This window comes from Phenylobacterium sp., from assembly GCF_020402505.1.
Classification (GTDB): Bacteria; Pseudomonadota; Alphaproteobacteria; order Caulobacterales; family Caulobacteraceae; genus Phenylobacterium.
Genome location: NZ_JADBZL010000180.1, coordinates 1 through 17,040 on the forward strand (window position 1 = coordinate 1; position 17,040 = coordinate 17,040).

Genomic DNA, 17,040 nt, shown 5'->3' on the forward strand with positions numbered 1-17,040 from the left:
CCTCCGTGAAGGCGTCGGTCTGGCGCCAGGTGTTCCAGACCTGGATCGTGCGACCGAAGAGCTGGTACCCGCCCGGCCCCTCCATGCCATAGATGCACATGTACGCGCCGCCGATGCCCACCACGTTGGGCGGCGTCCAGGTGCGGGCGGGATTGTACTTGGTCGTCACCAGGCGGTGGCGGGGGTCCACGGGGGTGGCCACGGGGGCCCCGAGGTAGACGTCGCCCAGGCCCATGACCAGGTACTCGGCGTCGAAGACGATGCGTTGGACATCATCAACCGACGCCAGTCCATTGATCCTTCGAATGAATTCGATGTTGTCGGGACACCAGGGCGCATCGTCCCGGACCGCCTGCATGTACTTGTCGATGGTCTCGTAGATCGCCGGGTCCTTCCAGGACAGCGGCAGGTGGACCACCCGCGACGGGGTCTCGAAGTCATCCAGTCCGCCCAGCCGCTCCTCGGCCGCCTGCAGGAGGTCGAGCAGCCGGGCCTGATCGAGCGCGCGGTTGTCGCAGCGGATCTGCAGCGACCGGATCCCGGGGGTCAGGTCGATGACGCCGGGCAGGTCCATCCGCTGCAGCTCGAGGTAGAGGGCGTGAACCCGCAGCCGCAGCTCCAGGTCCAGGACGATCGGGCCGTACTCGACCAGGAGGTTCCGGTCGCCCTGCCGCCGGTAGGTGACCTCAGGCCGGGCGCCTTGGGCAGGCAGCCGGGCCAGGACGCCCTGGTCGCCGAGGGCGGATGGGCTGCGGCGCGGTTCAGGCGGGGCGAGGCCCAGCAGAGCCTCCTGCTCGGCCTCGGCCCGGGCGGCCTCGGCGTCCGAGACCACCTGGAAGCGCAAGGCGTCGCCGGGCGCGAGCTGGCCGACCTTCCACAGGTCGGCGGCGATCACCACAAAGGGACAGACAAAGCCGCCGAGGGACGGGCCGTCCGGTCCCAGAATGATCGGCATGTCCCCGGTGAAATCGACCGCGCCGACGGCGTAGGCGTTGTCGTGAATGTTCGAGGGATGCAGGCCCGCCTCGCCGCCATCCCGGCGCGCCCACTCCGGCCGGGGCCCCACCAGGCGAACCCCCGTTCGGTTGGAATTGTAGTGCACCTTCCATTCGACCCCGCTGATCATGGCGATGTCGGCCGGTGTGAAGAAGTCCGGCGCCCCGTGGGGTCCGGGCAGGACGCGGATGCTCCAGGACCGGGTGAGGGCGGACGCAGGGGCGACGGTCAGGGGACCCTCCCCGGACTGTTCCGGGGACAGTCGCAGGACATCACCGGCCGCCAGGGCCCGCCCCGCATGACCCCCGAAGCCCCCCAGGGTGAAGGTGCTGCGGCTGCCCAGGTACTCAGGCACATCGAACCCGCCGCGGACCGCCAGGTAGGCGCGCAGGCCGGCCCCGGTGAGCCGCCCCAGCCTGAGGGTCTGCCCGGCGGCGACCTCGAAGGGCGCCATGGCCTTCACCGGCGCACCGTCCAGTGTCGCGGAGACCTCGGCCCCCGTCAGGCATGCGGTCGTCGGAGCGTTGAACAGCAGGGTTGGGCCCAGGGCCGTGATCTCGAGGCCGGCGGCGGACTCCGGATTGCCCAGGAGACGGTTGGCCAGCCGGAAGGACAGGGCGTCCATCGGTCCCGACGGAGGCACCCCGACGTCCCAGTAGCCCAGCCGGCCTGGGTAGTCCTGGACGGTCGTGGCCGCGCCGCCGGACAGGACGTGGACGCTCCGGGCTTCATGCCGGAGGGTGGAGAGGACCCGCGTCGAGACCTCACCAGTCACGAAGGGCGCGGACCGCGCCACGGTGCGCAGCCAGTCCAGGTTGGTCTCGATTCCGGCGAGGCGCGTCGCATCAAGGGCCGCCTGCATGGCGCCCACGGCCGCCTCGCGGCTGCCCGCCCGGACAATGAGCTTGGCGATCATCGGATCGTAGTGCGAGGTGATCTCGGCGCCCGGGGCGACCCAGGTCTCCACCCGCGCGCCGGCAGGGAAGACGGACTCGGTCAGGACGCCGCTGCTGGGCCGGTAGTCCCGGTCCGGGTCCTCGGCGTAGAGGCGCACCTGGATGGAGGCGCCAGAGGGTGTGGGCGCGCCGCCATCCATGAAGGCGTAGTCGCCGGCGGCCCCACGGATCATCCACTCCACGAGGTCGACGCCGGTGACCTCCTCGGTCACGCCGTGCTCCACCTGCAGGCGGGTGTTGACCTCCAGGAAGTAGAAGTCGTCGCGCCGGGGATCGTAGAGGAATTCCACGGTTCCGGCGGACCGGTAGTTGACCGCCTGCGTCAGGCGGACAGCGGCGTCGATGAGGGCCTGGCGGGTGGCGTCCGGCAGGTTCGGCGCCGGAGTCTCCTCCACCACCTTCTGGTTGCGCCTCTGCAGGGAACAGTCGCGCTCGCCCAGGGCGATCACCCCGCCCCGCCCGTCCCCGAACACCTGGACCTCGATGTGCCGGGCCTCGGCGACATAGCGTTCGAGGAAGACCCCCGCGTCGGCGAAGGCTCCCGAGGCCATGCGCACGACGGAACCGAAGGCGTCAAGGATCTCGCCCTCGGTCTCGCAGACCTTCATGCCGATGCCCCCGCCCCCGGCGGTGGCCTTGAGGATGACGGGGAAGCCGATCTCCCGGGCCGCTGCGAGGGCGGCGTCAGCGTCGGTCAGGAGGTCGGTCCCGGGGGCCAGGGGCGCGCCATGGGCCCTGGCCAGGTCCCGGGCGGTGTGCTTGAGACCGAAGGCGCGGATGTTGTCCGGCGTGGGGCCGATGAAGGTGACGCCCGCCGCCTCGCAGGCCTCCGCAAAGGCCGTATTCTCGGACAGGAATCCGTACCCCGGATGGATCGCCTGCGCCCCCGTCGCCCGGGCGGCGGCCAGCACGGCCTCGATGTTGAGGTAGCTCTCCCCCGCCGGGGCGGGCCCGATGCGCACCGCCTCGTCGGCCTCCCGGACATGGGCCGAGCCTGCATCGGCATCGGAGAAGACGGCCACGGAAGCAACGCCCATCCGGCGCAGGGTGCGGATGATCCGGCAGGCGATGGCGCCGCGGTTGGCGATCAGGACCTTGTCGAACACGCGTCTCACCCCACCCCGGGGGCGGTGATGATCATGCGCACGGGCGTCGGGTTGAAGCCGTTGCAGGGGTTGTTCACCTGCGGGCAGTTCGAAACCACCACCACCAGGTCCATCTCCGCGCGCAGGTCCACGTAGAGCCCCGGCGCCGAGATACCGTCCACAATGCCAAGGGCGCCGTCCGCCTCCACCGGCACATTCATGAACCAGTTGATGTTGGAGACCATGTCCCGCTTGTTTCGGAGGTAGCGGGCGTTGCCCTGCAGGAAGTTCTCCACGCAGGCGTGCTGGGACTTGGTGTGGTGGCCGTAGCGCAGGGTGTTGCTCTCGCACGAACAGGCCCCGCCGATGGTGTCATGGTAGGCGACGTTGGTGTCCGTCACCGTCATCATCGGCCGCCCCTCGTTGGAAAGGAGGACCGCGCCGGTGCGCAGGAAGAGGTTGCCCTGGGCGGCGACGGTGTCCTGGGCGGAGTAGCGCTCGGCGTCGTCATGAGCGGCGTACATCAGGAAGTCGACCGCCTGGTTACCCTCCAGGTCGACGATGCGGAGGGTTTCTCCGCGCGCGAGGGCATGGGTCCAGGGCGCGCGCGCGGGAACCACCTCATCGTGGATCACGGGTCCGGAAAGGCCTGGGGCGGGGCTCATCGGGCGTAGTAATCCTCGACGTTGAGGAAGGCGCGCAGGCCCTCCGGCGTAGCGTTGCGGATCGGATCGTCCAGGGCGGCGGGCTCGCCGCGCCAGGCCGTGACGCGCACCGGGGTCACGGTGTAGGCGGGGCGCGGGTCGAGCACGTGCGGGCAGTTGGCCAGCACCACCAGCACGTCCATCTCGGCCCGCATCGTCAGGCTGCGCCCTGCAGGAAAGGGCCCGCCCCGGAAGGCCAGGCCGCCATCAGCTTCCACTCGCACGCCTTTGAAAAGGTTCACGCAAGGGTGAACATCCTTTCGCGTAAGTCCGTGCTTGCCGGCGGCGATGAGGAACCGGTCTCGCGCGTTGGGATGGGCGCCATGGTTGACCCCGTCCCCGTACTTCCGGGCGTTGGACGCCTCGTTGGAGGCGCCGCAGAAGCAGTCGTGCGTCCCGGCCTCGTCCTCAAGGATCGAGAACAGCACGCGGCCCATGTCGGAAAGGAGCAGGCGGTCGGCGCCGAGATAGGCGTTCCACTGCACCTTGGTGGTGTCGGCCACGTTGAGGCGCTCGGTGGGCGCCTCGGCGTTGAAGACCAGCAGGGAGATGCAGGCGTCTCCCTCCAGGTCGGTGAGCTTCAGGCGGGCGCCTCGGTTGAGCCGCTTGGTTGCGTAGCCGCCTGCAGCGACGGTTTCCTCCCAGACAAAACCCTCCGGCGCCGGCAGGGTCGGCATGGCCTGGACCCGGGTTCCAGCCATGGCGCGAGCATGGGCCTGGGCGCCGTAGGGATCCGCTGTGCTCACGAGGCCGCCCTCCCCTCCGGCGCCCCGGGCTCGCCGGCCTCGTGAAGGGGCGGCAGGAGGGCGGTGGTGGTCACCAGCTTGACCTGCTGGACGCCCCGGATGCGCCGGATTTCGTCGCACAGTTGCTGCAGCCGCTCGGAGGGTCCCTGGACCAGGAGGACCTCCAGGGACTGGTCTCCTTCGAGGAAGACGTGCTGCGAGGAGATGATCTCCTTCACATAGGCGCTCTGGGTCTGGGCCAGGGCCTGGCGCACCCGGCCCGACTCCGCCCGGTAGATCAGGGTGATGGTGCCGGCGACGATAGCCCCGACGATTTCCTCCCTATGCCCGGCCAGTTCGTGGCGGATCAGCTCGGCGATCATCTGGGAGCGGCTGGGCAGGCCGCGCTCGGCCACCATCTCGTCCAGTTGGGCGAGAAGCTCCGCGGGAAGACTGACGCTGAGGCGCGCGAGGTGGGAGACAGGTTCCAGCATGCAGGCACCATATAGGCGATTATTACGTTTGGCCATTAGCGTAATAATTCAACCTTCGTCTTCATCCGGGTCGCACAGGAAATGGGCAGGGCGCCCAGCAGGCGATCAGACACACCATGCAAGAGTCGGGAGGTCGCCCCCTGACGACCCGCTGGAAGGTTTCCTGAGACCCGCCATCCCGCTGGCTCAAGGCTCCAGCAGTTCGGGAAGAACCTGCTGCGCGAGATCAAGGACGGCGGCGATCCGGGCGATGTTGCGGACGCCGGGGCGGAATGCGACGAAGACAGAGGCGCTGGGCGAGGCCCATCCGGGCAAGCATCGAACCAGTCGTCCACTGGCAAGATCGTCGCCGAGCATGAAGGCGGGTAGGAAGGCGAGGCCCAGCCCGCAGCGGGCAAGCTCCTGCAGAATGCTGAAGCTGCGAACAGCAATCGGCCCGGTCACCTCCACCGACCTCTCGCGTCCAGCGGAGACGAACCGCCATGTCGCAGCCGGTCGGTCTTCCCGGAAGGTCAGGCAGGGCTGTCCGACCAGATTCTCGGGGATCTGGAGATTGATCCGCTCAACGACATCGGGCGCGGCCACCAGCCAACGTGCGAAGCTGCCCATCCTGAGCGCCACCAGCCGGTCGTCATCGACGTCCCCGATCCGTATGGCGAGATCCGTATCCGGGTCCTGCATGTCCTCGAAGGCGTAATCGGCTCGCATGACGAGGCTCAAGTCGGGATGAAGGCGTTGGAGTTCCGGAAACAGCCGTCGCACCACGAGGGCGCCGAACTCTGGGGTTGCAGCCATCGTGACCTGCCCGGACACTCGGCCAACCTCTTCGCTGGCGATCTCTCCCAGCAGATCGACCTCGGCCAGGATCGAGCGGATGCGCTCATCCAACCTCCAGCCCACTGGCGTCAGGCGAACCACCCGGGATCCCCGCTCCAGAAGCCTGACCCCGAGGCTGGCCTCGAGCTGGGAAACATGTCGGCTGACCCCCGACTTCGCCATGCCAAGGTGAAGCGCGGCTGCGCTGATCCCGCCAAGGCGCGCGACAGTGTGGAAGCTTAGCAGGGCGGGCAGGCCAATCGTTCTAATATCTGCAAACATTGGTTCTTAATCGACTATCTGTTCTCAAAATCAAACCTTCAATATGCCTTGTCCGTCGAGGCGCCGCGGCGCCGCAGTCAGATGGAGACCAGCGTGAACATTCTTATCACCGGAGCCAACAGCGGGTTCGGTCAGCTGACGGTCAGAGATCTGCTCAGGACCGGGCATCGCGTGATCGGATCGATGCGCGATGTGAAGGGGCGGAACGCGGAAACAGCGGAGACCCTGCAGGCGTTGGGCGCCGGGATTGTGGAAATTGACGTCACAGAAGACGCTTCGGTGGACGCCGGCGTTGCAGCCGCCCGCGACGCACTCGGCCGGATCGACGTGCTCATCAACAATGCGGGCGTCGGCGCGCACGGGCTGCAGGAGAACTTCAGCGCCAAGGACTTTCGCCGGCTCTTCGAGATCAATCTCTTCGGCGTGCAACGGATGATCCGAGCCGTCGCTCCGGAGATGCGGGGCCGCGGCGCGGGCTTGATCCTGAACATCTCCAGCTTGCTCGGGCGCATCGCCCTGCCCTTCTATGGTCCTTACAATGCGACGAAGTGGGCACTTGAAGCGATATCGGAGACCTACCGCGCCGAACTGAGCGCCTTCGGGGTCGAGGTCGCATTGATCGAGCCGGGAGGCTTTCCGACCGGCTTCATGGCCAACCTGATGGCGCCCACGGCCCGAGACCGCGATGCGAGTTATGGCGAACTGGCGGGCGCGCCGATGGCGTCGCTCTCCCATTTTGAGGCCTTCCTCGAGCAGAACCCGCAACAAGCCCCGCAGATCGTCGCCGACGCCGTTCTCGCCGTCGTCGGCGCTGCGCACGGAACCCGCCCCTTCCGCACCGAGGTTGACCGGATCGGCATGGGAGAGCCGCTCAAGGGATACAACGACCATCTGGCCAAGGTGACCCAGGGTGTCTACGCCAATCTGGGGATGGAGGGGATGCTGGCCCTGCGCCCTCGCTAGACTCAGGCCAGCTGGGGTCGGTCGCCGCCCCGTTTTTTGCCGCGTGGGAGGCCGGGGCGGCGATTGCGTTCCGGCGCTGGCGGGAGGGTCCCAGGGGCTACATTGTCCAGCACGATCCGGCAGCGCTGCTGAGGTGTCCCGGAGTTGGACACAATGCGCATCGGTCCGCCTCAGAGAGAATCTGAGTCCTGTCACGGGCAAACTCAGTTTCACGCCAAAGATCGGAAGTTTCAGCGACGCTGATGTCAGGGCGGGAGCCGGCTGACGCGCCGTTCGTCGAGGGCCAACGGGGGCCATAAGGGTTGCATCCAGGAACGACTTCCGCGAACCCTGACGCTGGACCCGGACAGGAGACGGCGAGATGCGGACGGCGAATCTGAATGGCCTTGGGGACGTCAGCCGCCTCAGCCTGGGCGGCGGGATCGGCCAGATCTGGGGAGAGACCTCTCGCGACGAAGCCCTGGCCACCCTACACGCCGCCGTCGACGCCGGGATCAGCCTCATCGACTGCGCGCCCATGTACAACAATGCCGAGCGGTTCATCGGCGAGGCCTTCGGAGGCCGCCCGCCCAAGGGAGTGAGGTTCACCACCAAGCACCAGCTCGGATCGCCCGCGCCCGGCGCGACAGCGGCGGCCCTGGAGGCCTCGGTGGACTCCAGCCTGGCCGCCATGCGCCTGGAACGCATCGACCTCTTCTTCCTGCACTCCAACCTGCACCGCGACGGCTACGCCTATGCCTTCGGCGAGAGCGCCAAGGCCCAGTTCTCCACCGCCCTTTCGATCTATGCCGAGGAGGTCGTCCCGGCCATGGAGGCGCTGAAGGCCAAGGGCAAGATCGGCCAGTGGGGGATCACCGGAATTGGCGTCCCGAGCGCCGTTCTGGACGCCCTCGCCCACCCTGTCCGCCCGGCGGTGGTGCAGGTGATCGCCAACCTGATGGACAGCCCCGGCGCCCTGAAGCGCTACGCCGAGCCGGCCCGTCCCCGCGACATCGCCCGGGCGGCCAAGGCGGCGGGCCTGGGCGTGATGGGAATCCGCGCGGTGCAGGCCGGCGCCCTGACGGCGGCGGTGGACCGGGAGCTGTCGCCCAACAGCCCGGACCGGCGCGACTTCGAGCGCGCCGCCCCCTTCCGGGCCCTCTGCGCCCGCTGGGGCGCGGACCCCGCCTACGCCGCCCACCGCTACGCCCTCTCCCTTCCGGACTTCGACGTGATTGTGCTGGGGGTCAAGAACCGCGCTGAGCTGGCCCTGTGCCTGAAGGCGGAGGCCGACGGGCCCTATTCCGACGCCGAGATGGCGGAGATCGACGGCCTGGGGCTCAGGGGGATTGGGGACTGAGATTAGACCCTAGGCCCGAATGAATCCCGCGCTGAAGGCACGGCCCCTTCTCGTCTCCACTCGGGGCTTGCGCCGGGGCCGGGTCGACGTGGTTCGGCGATCCGGTGCGGGCGGGCTTGAAGGAAAGAAGCGCCGGGAGGGCAGGCGCCGTTCTCACCGCTCCCCTTGGTTCGGCAGGAAGACCGATCCTCCCGATGACCTCCGCGGCCTCCTTGAGCTGAATCCGCGGAGATCAACGTCGCGGCGACTGCCGGCAGGCTTCAGTCCAGACCGGTGAGGATTCGGTCATAGAGAGGGGCCAGTCTGCGCCGCAGGGCCTTGGATTCATCGAAGCCAAGGGCGTAGTAGCCCACTTGGTGGAAGTAGACGATACGGGCGCGGATCATCGCTTCGTCGGGGGCCTGAGCCGCCTCGAGGAACAGGCGTTCCAGCGCTCTGATACGGCGCATGTCGTTCTCGCTGACGCGGGCGCGGACTTTGGGATCAATGCTGCCCCACTGGCGAACGGACGCTTCGAGCCGGGGATCGAACTCCCGTTCATCGATGAACATTCGGACCATGCGCAAGAAGCGTGTCTTCGGTGCGCCACCGCCTTCGAGCGCCTTCAGGAAGGCGTAGGTATTACTGCTCTCCCAGTCGGCCAGGAGATGGTCGAGAAGATCCTGCCGGTTCTTGAACCGCCAATAGAAACCGCCGCGGGTGACCCCGAGCCGCTGGGCCAGCGGATTGATCTGCACCGCAGCCACGCCGCCTTCGACCAGCATCTCCCGCGCGGCTGCGATCCAGTCGAGCTCCAGCGGCGTCGAATGGCCCGCCCTTGAGGGGGTCCCCTGCCCTGTCGGCCTGATCGACTTTCCCGCCAAAATGCGTGCTCCTCAGGCGTCACACCCTAGCTCAAGGGTGGACCGCGCCGCTAGGTCGAACCCGCGCTTGACGCTTGAGGGATACAGGGGTGTATTGACATCCATTGCCTGTCGGGGCGGGCTTGACCGATGGGGGGCGTGACGCCGTCGGGGAGGAAGACAAACTGCTTGTGGACCGGCTCTTGTCATTCGCCAGCCGAGACTGGTCTGCGCTGGCGGTCGGCTCACCGCTGGTCCTGGCGGGTGCATGGCTTTCAACCCGGGCCGGACAATTCCAGCTGATCGGCCTGGCGCTCGCCGCCCTAGGTGCTGGCCTGACGATCGGCTCCTTGCTGCAGATGTCACGACTGGCGGCGTCGCGGAGGCGCTTTCCCCCGCCAGGGAAGATGGTGGACATTGGCGGCTACCGGATTCACGTCCTCGCGGAGGGGGAAGCCGGAAACCTGCATCCGGTGGTCTGGTTCGGTGGAGGTCACTCCGCCGGCGCAACCATGGCGAACCTGCATCGCAGATTGCGTCAACATACGCGGTCAATCCTGATCGACAGGCCTGGGACGGGTTGGAGCGACACCGGTCCCTTCCCACGCTCCACGACGCGTGAAGCCGAGGAGATGGTGGCGGCGCTCGCGGCAGCTGGAGAGAGCGGCCCCTTCGTGTTCGCAGGACATTCGTTCGGGGGCCTGCTGGCGGCGAACATCGCGCGTCGTCGCCCCGATCTCGTCGCCCGATTGGTGCTGCTTGACGCCACGCCGCTTGAGACCCTCGTGTTCGGGCCGAAACTCGGCGCACTCCGACAGATGCGGGGCGATGTGCTTCTCACCGGCCTGCTACGGTGTATCGGCGTTCAAATCGATGTCGGCCGACTGAGGGCCGCCGCCGATCCGCGGCACAAGGAGGCCATGGCGCTTTATCAAGGTGAACTGGGCGAGGACCTCACCCGACTCAGGCAGGTGGAGATCAGCGCCGGCGCCTCCTTTGCGACCTGGTCCGCCTTTGAAGATCTCCACGCACCCAGCATTGCAGAACGGGGATGGGAGTTGTCCGTCTACGACGGCGATCTTGGCGATCTGCCGGTGTGGGTGGTGGCGCCCGCCACTGCCGAGGAGGTCAAGGGCGAGGCGGAAGTGGCCGCCGCCACTGACGAACAGTCGCGCATGCTGCGTTTCTTCGCCACATCCCGCGAGCGGTACATGGCGACATCGAGCGCCGCGCGACGGATCGCGACGCCGGCGGGCTCTACGCACCAATTTGTCTATGAAACCCCGGATTTCGTGGCCAAAGTCATCGAAGAAGCCATTCAGCCCCAACCTGAGGAGCGAAAAGCGTGAGCGAGTCCCTGTCTTCCGCAGCTTCGGATCTGGCGGCCGTCGCGGAGGCCTACTGGCGGGCGGAATGCGAGGAATCCACGCTGACGGCCATGTTGGCCGGCGAGGCCAGTGAGGCGACCTATATCTTCCGACTCGCGCCCGCCGATGCCGACAGGCGCGACCAGACGGCGCGCCGGCTTCTCGAGTCTCTGGAGAAGATTCCGACAGCGGGGCTGGACTTCCAGGACCAGGTGACGCACGCGCTTCTGCGGCGCGAACTGGAGGCGGTAAGGGAGCAGCACCGAGTCGGCGCCCATCTGAAGCCCTGGCTCCTGCCCGGAGGGCCAGAGTTCAACGCCGTCTTCTTCGCGAATTCAACGGCGCTGGACAGCGCTGCGGCGGCGGATCTCTACCTTCAGCGGCTTCGCTCGATCCCCGGGTTTCTGGAGGATGTGGCGGCGTCCATGCGGCTCGGACTGGAGACGGGTCACCGATACCCCCGGTTCGTGCTCGAGGGCGCGATCGCGAATATCCGGGCCGCCGCCTCGATCGCGGTGGAGTCCTCCCCCTGGTTCGGCCCCCTGGCGCGGTCTCCGATCAAGACCGCCGAGTTCAGCGCCATCGCGGAACGGGCGGCTGCGGTGATCCGGGATGAGGTGCTGCCGTCGCTCTCACGATACGCCGACTTCCTTGCCGGTCCGATGTTGGCGGGCGCACGCGAGACCATCGCCTGCACGGATGCCCCGCTCGGTCGAGAGTACTACGAGGCCTTCGTGCGCCTCTTCACGACCCTGGAGATGACGCCTGACGAGATTCACGCGCTCGGGCTCAGCGAGGTCGTGCGCCTCGAGGCGGAATTGACCAAGGTGGCGTCAGATGCGGGGTTTGACGGGGATCTCGCGCGATACCGGGACTTCATGTCCAAGAGTTCTGACTTCGTCGCGGCGAATCCGGCGCAGTTGCGCAACCAGCTCGAAGCGGTCTGCAAGCGGATAGACGGGCGGATACCCGCTTTCTTCTCGCGCCTTCCCAGGATCACCTACGGGGTCGACAGCATACCCTTGGCCATGTCGCTGAGTTTACCCCCCGCCTATGCTCAGCCCAGCCCCGCAGACTATTCCGCGGCCGGCGTCTTCTGGATTACAAGCCTGCCGGAACGCTGTCCGAGCTACCTGCACCTGCCGTTCGCGCTTCACGAGGCCTGGCCCGGGCATCTGATGCACATCGCCTTGATGCAGGAGGCGACAGACCTTCCGGCATTCCGGCGGAACGGCGCCGTAAAGTACACGGTCACGATCGAGGGATGGGCGCTTTACTGCGAGTCCCTGGGTGTCGACATGGGACTTTACGCCACGCCACACGAGCATTTCGGGCGCCTTCAGACAGAGATGTGGCGGGCGGTTCGACTGGTGCTGGATACCGGGATCCACTGGTTAGGCTGGTCCCGGAGCCAGGCGATCGACTACTTCATGGAAAAAGTCGCCCTTCCGCGAGACACCATCGAGCAGGAGGTTGACCGGTATATCGCCATGCCGGCCCAGGCGCTCGCCTACCAGATCGGCAACATCTGTATCCGCGAGCTGAGGCGAAAGGCGGAAACTGCGCTCGGACCGCGCTTCTCCTTCCGCGAGTTTCATTCTGTCCTGATGGGCGCCGGGGCCGTGAGCCTGCCGATCCTGGAGCAGGTGATCACGGCGTGGATCGAGGCCCATCAAGCCGGCGCTCCTCCACCGGATCACCGACATGCCGCTTGACGAGACCAGCGGCGTCTATTTCGAGATTCACGGGTCGGGTCCGCCGGTCATGCTGGGCATGCCCTGGTTCGCCTCGCACGGCGAGATCCTGTCTGCAGAGGCCGAGCCGGCGTTCAAGGCCTTCGTCGGCGTGCTTGCCGAGCGATATGCGGTTCTCGCCATGGACTACCCGAGCATAGGCAAGAGCCGGGATCTGGCGCCCGAGAAACTGACCGCCGACCGGGTTTGTACGGACCTGCTGGCGGTGGCGGACGCAGCGGGGTTCGAAAGGTTCGCCTTCGTCGGCTACTCCTGGAGCGCTGCAACAGCGCTCCAGCTCGCCGGTCGGACGGACCGTCTGTCGGCTTTGGCGATCGGGGGGTGGCCGCCGCTGGATGGTCCGTATGAAGCGATCTGGGCCGCCGCCCGTGATCGCATAGGCCGTGTGGAGCCCGGCGCCATGCGCGTGCTGCGTTCCGCCGATCAGTACCGTCAATGGGACACCTTCTATCGCAGCGTCGTCGGCCACTGGGACGAAGCGGCGGTAGTGGGCGCTCTCCGTTGTCCGCGGATGGTGTACTTCGGGGCCAACGGAGATCTGATTGAAGCGGGCCATTCGGTGCCCATCGCCTCGGCGATACGGCGGACACGGCGGACGCTCGAACAGCAGGGTTGGGAAGTTGTCGAGATCGAAGACCGTGGTCACGAAGTGGGGGTGGAGGTCGACATCGTTGCGCCGCTGATCCGGGGTTTTCTCGACCGGGTTCTTGGCGGGACTGCGGCTCCAGTCACTCGGGGGCGCGCGGAGTTGGCGTGACCGGCGCTCGGGAGACATCTGAGGTGGATGCTGAAGGCCTGCTCGCCCCATGGCCGGGCCCCTACGGCGGGCTTCCTCCGTTCGATCAGGCGACGCCGGAGCGCATCGAGCGCGCCATGCGCCTGGCGATCGACCGTCGACGCGAAGACGTGACCGCGATCGCTGACAACCCGAATGCGGCGACCTTCGAAAACACTGTCCTGGCGCTTGAAAAGAGCAGTCGGGCCTTTCGTCAGGTCGAAACCCTGAGGGCGGTCTTCGCCAGCACCCGGATGGGTGACGGCATGGTCGAGGCTGACAAGCGCCTCGCCCCCCTGATCGCAGGAATCGAAGACGAGATCGCTCAGAATTCCCGCCTGTTCACACGCATTGAAGCCGTCCTTGCCGCCCGCTCAGCGTTGGAGCCGGACCAGGTGCAACTGGCTGAACGGGTGCATCGCCACATGCTCCGGCGGGGCGCGGCCCTCACGCCTGCGAAACGCGCTGAACTCACCGAGCTCAATGGTCGCATCGCCCGATTGCAAGCGGAGTTTCAGTCGAACCTGTCCAAATCGGGTGACGAAGTCGTCTGGGCGGTCGATGCGGGCGAGCTTGAGGGCCTGCCCGCTTCGGCCATCGCCTCGGCCGCGAAGCTCGCCGATGAGCTGGGAAAACCCGGGGTATGGGCCATCCGGAATACGCGGGCTGCGGTCTGGTCGGTCCTCCAGTTCGCCCGTTCCCGGAGACTTCGCCAGCGCGTCCGGGACATGTGGGTCGGCCGCTGCGCTGCGGAGGGCTCCTGCGACAACCGCGCGCTGGTCAAGTCGATCGTCACCCTGCGCGGAAAGGCGGCCCGCCTGCTTGGCTATCCCACCTTCGCCCACATGGCTGTTGAACCCCGGATGGCGAAGACGCCCGAGGCGGCGCTGGACCCGCTGATGGCGATCTGGTCGCCGGTCAGGTTCGAAAGTCTGGTCCGCCTGAAGGACCTGCAGGTCATCGCCGACGCCGACGGCCTTGGCGAACCGATCCAGGCCTGGGACTACCTTTTCTATCGGGAAGCGCATCGCCGGATGCGACTGGGTTTCGATAGCGAACGCGTCCGTGAGTATCTGGAGGTGAACAATGTGCTGGCGGCTCTCTTCGACGCCATGGGTCGCCTTCATCAAGTTCAGTTCCGCGAGCTCAACGACGTCGCCAGGGTGCATCCCGACGTGCGGGTCTTCGAGGTCAGCCGGGATGGCTCCGCGATCGGAGTGATCTACGCGGATCTGCTCGCTCGCGAAGGCAAGATGCCGAGCTCCTGGCAGTACGAAATGCGCACCCCCGAGCACATCGACGAAAGAGTGATCGGTCTCTCCAACGTCTGCACCAACTTCCAGCGCGGCCCCGATGGTGAGGTGCTGCTGGGCTGGGAGTACGCCAACGTCCTGTTCCATGAGTTCGGCCACGCGCTTCACATGCTTTTCAGTCGCGCGCGCTATCCGTCTCTGGGCAGCATGCAGGTCGCCTGGGACGTGGTGGAGCTGCCGTCCCAGTTGAACGAGCGGTGGCTGTTCGACCCGCCGCTGCTCAAGCGGCACATGCGCCACCACCGTTCAGGCGCCGCCATGCCCGACGACCTGATCCAAGGCATGATCCGGGTCCGAGAAGACGAGCGCGTCGCGAGCCTGAACCTTGACTTCCTCGCTCCGGCCATTGTCGACATGCGTATGCATCTCGCCGCGAACGGCGAGGCGGTTGATCCCATCGCGATTGAACAACAGATCTACGATGAGCTCGGCATGCCCGAAGCCATAGACGCCGTGTTCCGGATTCCGTGCCAGCACCACAGCTTCACCAGCGCCTATGCAGCTGGCATCTACTCCTATCTGTGGGCTGATGTTCTGGTCGCCGATGTTCTTGAAGCCTTCGGGGCGGCCGAGGGTGGGCTTTACGACGCCGCGGTTGCCGAGCACTGGCGCAACACCGTCCTGACAGTGGGCGCCAGCGTGCCGGCGGAGACGGCTTTCCGACACTTCCGAGGCCGGGATCCAGATCCGGAAGCACTGTTACGCCGGTTCCAGCTCGGGGCGGCGGCCTAGCAGAAGAGGGGAGAACGCATGACCCATCCGGATACAGAGGGCGGTCAGGAAACGGACCTGGCCCTCTCCGCGAGCGCCCCCCTGGGACGATATCCGTCGCCCCTCGCCGCCTGGCTGGGTCTTGCCCTTCTGTGCATCCTGATGCTGACGGCGGGACTGAACCAGCAGATCATCTATCTGGTCATCGAGCCGCTCAAGGAGAGCCTGAGCCTGAGCGACACCCAGATCGGAGCTCTGGGCGGCTTTGCGCTGACACTGGTGTCTGCTCTCGCGATCCTGCCGCTCGGCTGGCTGGTCGATCGCGTGAATCGCCTTCGCCTCCTGGCGGCCTGCATCGCCATCTGGTCCGCATCGACCGTGGGCTTTGCGCTCGCCCAGTCGTTCGAAGGCCTCTTCGGGTTCGCGATGGGAATCGCGGTTGGCGATGCGGTGTTGGGGCCAATCCTGTACTCGCTCATCGCGGACATGTTCCCGCGCGACAAGTGGGTCCGGGCCAACCTCATTATGTACATCGCAGGTCGCCTCGGGGGTTTCGCCAGCCTTGCTTTTGCAGGGACCCTCATTGGCTTCGCCGGATCCGGGCACAGTATTCTGCCGCCTCTCATCGCGCAGTTGGCCCCCTGGCGGATCGCCCTGATCCTCAGCACTTTGACCGCACCGGTCCTGATCATCCTGACCCTGATGATCCGGTTAAGGTCCGGGGCGACCGTCAAGGCGCAGACCGGTGGTACGAGCCAGGGCCTTTTCATCTACTTCCGGGCGAACGCGCGCGCCCTGGTCGGCGTCTTCCTGGGTTTCGGGATCGTTTTCGCCGCCAACGGCGGGGCGGCGGCATGGTTCCCAGCCGCGCTTCAGCGCGGGTTCGGCGCAAAGCCGACGGAGATCGGCGTGACGATGGGGATCATCGGAGGTTGCGCCGCGGCTTTCGGCGTGGCCGCAGCCGCTCTGCTCGAGCGATGGCTCCGGCGCAAGGTGGGAGATCTGACGCCGATGGTGATGGCCCAGTTCGCAACGGCGGGAACGATCCTCGCAACGCCCGTGATGCTCCTCGCTCCCGACCTGACCGCGATCTACACCTTGTATGCAGCCAAGACGTTCCTGCTGACGGTTTGCCTATCTCTGTCACCCGCCGTGCTGCAGATGCTCGCACCGTCGCACCTCAGAGGTCGGGTGATCGCCGTCGGAGGACTGATAACCATCATATTCTCCTCGATGGCCCCCCTGACGGTGGGGATGCTGTCCGACACCGCCTTCCCTGGACCCAAGGGCTTGATGACATCAATTGTCGTGGTGTCGACGGGGGCGTCTCTGATCGGGCTGCTCTTCATGATGTTCGGAGCGAGCAGTCTGCCATCGACTTTTCAAGCCGCCGCTGCGGCCGACAGAGAAGGCGTTCCGGCTTGAGGCAGAAGACATCTGACCGCCCCTCCAACATCAACCAGGCGCAGGAGCTGATGCGCACCTCGCTGGTCTGGGACAATCACGCCTGCATGCCGCTGCGGCCGGAGGACGCCAGCTTCCTGCCCCAGCTCCAGGATGTCCGCGCGGCCGGCGTCGATGTCATCAGCCTGAACGCCGGCTTTGGACCAAGCGGTCCGGATGAACACCTTGCGATGCTGGACAGTTTCACCGAGTGGCTCAACACCAGGGCTGACGACTACAGGATCGTCCTTACCGTCGACGACATCCAGGATGCACGCCGGGATGGCAAGCTGGCGGTGCTGTTCGACGTTGAGGGCATGGCGCCCCTGAACGGCGGCCGTCTGGACCTGGTGGAGGACTTCCGGCGCCGCGGGGTGGGGTGGATGCTGATCGCCTACAACAGGCAGAATGACGCCGGTTTTGGCTGTTACGACGAAGATGGCGGGCTGACCGGCTTCGGCCGTGAGGTGATCGC

14 protein-coding genes are annotated in these 17,040 nt (G+C 66.7%); 8 read left to right on the forward strand and 6 right to left on the reverse strand.

The features are described from left to right. The 5 genes from uca to IM632_RS12295 all read right to left on the reverse strand — a co-directional run. Window positions 1-3,058: urea carboxylase (uca, locus tag IM632_RS12275; protein ID WP_296552402.1), on the reverse strand; the 3,058-nt coding region annotated here is incomplete at its 3' end. A 5-nt stretch (window positions 3,059-3,063) separates the two neighbouring features. Then, window positions 3,064-3,702 (reverse strand): urea amidolyase associated protein UAAP2, encoded by a 639-nt coding sequence (locus IM632_RS12280; protein WP_293523505.1) that lies wholly within the window; start codon window positions 3,700-3,702, stop codon window positions 3,064-3,066. Then, window positions 3,699-4,487: an urea amidolyase associated protein UAAP1 gene (locus IM632_RS12285; protein WP_296479663.1), complete on the reverse strand. Its 789-nt coding sequence runs from the start codon at window positions 4,485-4,487 to the stop codon at window positions 3,699-3,701. Before IM632_RS12285 ends, IM632_RS12280 begins: the two co-directional genes overlap by 4 nt. Next, window positions 4,484-4,960 (reverse strand): CopG family ribbon-helix-helix protein, encoded by a 477-nt coding sequence (locus IM632_RS12290; RefSeq protein ID WP_293512434.1) that lies wholly within the window; start codon window positions 4,958-4,960, stop codon window positions 4,484-4,486. Before IM632_RS12290 ends, IM632_RS12285 begins: the two co-directional genes overlap by 4 nt. Before the next feature lie 186 nt (window positions 4,961-5,146). Next, entirely contained in the window at window positions 5,147-6,058 is a 912-nt protein-coding gene (locus IM632_RS12295; protein WP_296479662.1) for a LysR family transcriptional regulator, read from the reverse strand. Between the two features lie 93 nt (window positions 6,059-6,151). On the opposite strand from IM632_RS12295, the gene IM632_RS12300 reads away from it, so the two are divergent. Together IM632_RS12300 and IM632_RS12305 are read left to right on the forward strand one after the other, a co-directional pair. After that, entirely contained in the window at window positions 6,152-7,021 is an 870-nt protein-coding gene (locus IM632_RS12300) for an SDR family oxidoreductase (protein WP_293528007.1), read from the forward strand. A gap of 361 nt (window positions 7,022-7,382) precedes the next feature. Further along, window positions 7,383-8,360, forward strand: a complete 978-nt coding sequence (locus IM632_RS12305) for an aldo/keto reductase (protein WP_296479661.1) — start codon at window positions 7,383-7,385, stop codon at window positions 8,358-8,360. Between the two features lie 260 nt (window positions 8,361-8,620). Here IM632_RS12305 and IM632_RS12310 read toward each other — a convergent pair whose 3' ends face one another. Then, window positions 8,621-9,223 (reverse strand): TetR/AcrR family transcriptional regulator, encoded by a 603-nt coding sequence (locus IM632_RS12310; RefSeq protein ID WP_296479660.1) that lies wholly within the window; start codon window positions 9,221-9,223, stop codon window positions 8,621-8,623. Between the two features lie 122 nt (window positions 9,224-9,345). Between IM632_RS12310 and IM632_RS12315 the strand changes: the two genes are divergently transcribed. From IM632_RS12315 to IM632_RS12340, 6 genes are all read left to right on the forward strand, one after another. Further along, a complete protein-coding gene (locus IM632_RS12315) occupies window positions 9,346-10,551 on the forward strand; it encodes an alpha/beta hydrolase (RefSeq protein ID WP_296479659.1) in 1,206 nt (401 codons plus the stop codon). Beyond that, a complete protein-coding gene (locus IM632_RS12320; RefSeq protein ID WP_293523512.1) occupies window positions 10,548-12,284 on the forward strand; it encodes a DUF885 family protein in 1,737 nt (578 codons plus the stop codon). The genes IM632_RS12315 and IM632_RS12320 overlap by 4 nt, the downstream gene beginning before the upstream one ends. Beyond that, complete coding sequence (locus IM632_RS12325) at window positions 12,274-13,080, forward strand: alpha/beta hydrolase (RefSeq protein WP_296479658.1); 807 nt, start codon at window positions 12,274-12,276, stop codon at window positions 13,078-13,080. The genes IM632_RS12320 and IM632_RS12325 overlap by 11 nt, the downstream gene beginning before the upstream one ends. Before the next feature lie 23 nt (window positions 13,081-13,103). Beyond that, window positions 13,104-15,143, forward strand: a complete 2,040-nt coding sequence (locus IM632_RS12330; RefSeq protein WP_296497715.1) for a M3 family metallopeptidase — start codon at window positions 13,104-13,106, stop codon at window positions 15,141-15,143. A gap of 141 nt (window positions 15,144-15,284) precedes the next feature. After that, on the forward strand, window positions 15,285-16,547 hold the full coding sequence (locus IM632_RS12335) for an MFS transporter (protein ID WP_296552403.1): 1,263 nt from the start codon (window positions 15,285-15,287) through the stop codon (window positions 16,545-16,547). Further along, the coding region (locus IM632_RS12340; RefSeq protein WP_296552405.1) for a membrane dipeptidase at window positions 16,544-17,040 on the forward strand (497 nt) is incomplete at its 3' end. The genes IM632_RS12335 and IM632_RS12340, both read left to right, overlap by 4 nt.